Origin of the sequence: Flagellimonas sp. S3867, assembly GCF_014698935.1 — a bacterium.
GTDB lineage: Bacteria > Bacteroidota > Bacteroidia > Flavobacteriales > Flavobacteriaceae > Flagellimonas.
Genome location: NZ_JACVMN010000008.1, coordinates 1 through 2,500 on the forward strand (window position 1 = coordinate 1; position 2,500 = coordinate 2,500).

General features: G+C 52.0%; 2 tRNA genes and 2 rRNA genes (1 of these 4 cut by a window edge). All 4 read left to right on the forward strand.

The features are described 5' to 3' along the window. Positions 1 to 207 precede the first annotated feature (207 nt). Positions 208 to 1,731 (forward strand): 16S ribosomal RNA (locus IAG46_RS17495). Positions 1,732 to 1,839: 108 nt separating this feature from the next. Then, positions 1,840 to 1,913: transfer RNA gene (locus IAG46_RS17500), tRNA-Ile, on the forward strand. 107 nt (positions 1,914 to 2,020) lie between these two features. After that, positions 2,021 to 2,094 (forward strand) — tRNA-Ala (locus IAG46_RS17505). A 216-nt stretch (positions 2,095 to 2,310) separates the two neighbouring features. Continuing rightward, positions 2,311 to 2,500 (forward strand): 23S ribosomal RNA (locus IAG46_RS17510); it runs 2,636 nt beyond the window's last position. Together the 16S and 23S rRNA genes with 2 tRNA genes alongside form the textbook arrangement of a ribosomal RNA operon.

The window sequence follows — 2,500 nt, forward strand, 5'->3', positions numbered from 1 at the left end:
CTATATTTGCACCCGCTTAGCTGATAAGGCTGGGTGGTAAACGACAAAATGGGAGGGCTCTGTTAGGCCCGATTTTTTTCTCGTTTATGGATTTAAGAAGTTCATTGACATATTGTATAGACAGCGTAAAAGAGAATAACAAAGAACCATTTTGATGTCAAGGACTTGGGTATTGTTTTAGGTAGTTGAATAGATATTTAACGATAGACAATGAAGAGTTTGATCCTGGCTCAGGATGAACGCTAGCGGCAGGCCTAACACATGCAAGTCGAGGGGTAACGGGAAGTGCTTGCACTTTGCCGACGACCGGCGCACGGGTGCGGAACGCGTATGGAACCTGCCCCTGTCAGGGGAATAGCCCAGAGAAATTTGGATTAATGCCCCATGGTACCGGGACGGCACATGTCGACCCGGTTAAAGATTTATCGGACAGGGATGGCCATGCGTACCATTAGCTTGTTGGTGAGGTAACGGCTTACCAAGGCAACGATGGTTAGGGGCCCTGAGAGGGGGATCCCCCACACTGGTACTGAGACACGGACCAGACTCCTACGGGAGGCAGCAGTGAGGAATATTGGACAATGGGCGGGAGCCTGATCCAGCCATGCCGCGTGCAGGATGACTGCCCTATGGGTTGTAAACTGCTTTTATACGGGAAGAAACGCACCTACGTGTAGGTGTCTGACGGTACCGTAAGAATAAGGACCGGCTAACTCCGTGCCAGCAGCCGCGGTAATACGGAGGGTCCGAGCGTTATCCGGAATCATTGGGTTTAAAGGGTCCGTAGGTGGGCCATTAAGTCAGGGGTGAAAGTCTGCAGCTCAACTGTAGAATTGCCTTTGATACTGGTGGTCTTGAGTCGTTGTGGGGTTGCCGGAACATGTGGTGTAGCGGTGAAATGCATAGATATCACATAGAACACCGATCGCGAAGGCAGGTGACCAACAACGTACTGACACTGATGGACGAAAGCGTGGGTAGCGAACGGGATTAGATACCCCGGTAGTCCACGCCGTAAACGATGGATACTAGCTGTCGGGACCTCGGTCTCGGCGGCCAAGCGAAAGTGATAAGTATCCCACCTGGGGAGTACGTTCGCAAGAATGAAACTCAAAGGAATTGACGGGGGCCCGCACAAGCGGTGGAGCATGTGGTTTAATTCGATGATACGCGAGGAACCTTACCAGGGCTTAAATGCATTATGACAGGGCTGGAGACAGCTTTTTCTTCGGACATTTTGCAAGGTGCTGCATGGTTGTCGTCAGCTCGTGCCGTGAGGTGTCAGGTTAAGTCCTATAACGAGCGCAACCCCTACCGTTAGTTGCCAGCGAGTCAAGTCGGGGACTCTAACGGGACTGCCGGTGCAAACCGAGAGGAAGGTGGGGACGACGTCAAATCATCACGGCCCTTACGTCCTGGGCCACACACGTGCTACAATGGCCGGTACAGAGGGAAGCCACCCCGCAAGGGGGCGCGGATCTACAAAACCGGTCACAGTTCGGATCGGGGTCTGCAACTCGACCCCGTGAAGCTGGAATCGCTAGTAATCGGATATCAGCCATGATCCGGTGAATACGTTCCCGGGCCTTGTACACACCGCCCGTCAAGCCATGGAAGCCGGGAGTGCCTGAAGTCCGTCACCGTAAGGAGCGGCCTAGGGCAAAATCGGTAACTAGGGCTAAGTCGTAACAAGGTAGCCGTACCGGAAGGTGCGGCTGGAACACCTCCTTTCTAGAGAAAGACGACCGGACAATGTCCTGTCCTTTCATCGGGGTGGTCCTTGTTTTTCTTTTATGCTGTCTTATAATATGTTTTTAAATACTGGCAATTGGGCCAAAGAGTCTCATAGCTCAGCTGGTTAGAGCGCTACACTGATAATGTAGAGGTCGGCAGTTCGAGTCTGCCTGAGACTACGAGAGCAGCCTTATGGCTGTACGTTCATTAAAATAGGAAATTCTAGAGGTTGGGTAGCCGTTATAAGTACTGTTAACTGATAACTGTTGACTGATCACTGAGACACGGGGAATTAGCTCAGCTGGCTAGAGCGCCTGCCTTGCACGCAGGAGGTCACCGGTTCGACTCCGGTATTCTCCACTTGTGCCCAGCTTGACTGGGCACCCCTTTGGAAAGGCACCGATCAAGGTCGGTCCTTTATCGGGGAGACCCTGGAACAAGTCCGGGGGCAAACGTTCATTGACATATTGGGACGGAGCGTGACGATTTTATCGTCATTGCGAAGTCAAAGAAGAAACACGAAGTAGAATAGAATATAATAAAGGATTACGAGGGCATTTGTACTTAGGTACAGGTGCGACAAGCAAAAGAAGGGCGTATGGGGAATGCCTGGGCTCTCAGAGGCGAAGAAGGACGTGATAAGCTGCGAAAAGCCGCGGGGATCGGCACACACGAATTGATCCGCGGATGTCCGAATGGGGCAACCCACCATGTTGAAGGCATGGTATCCGAAAGGAGGCGAACCCGCTGAACTGAAACATCTAAG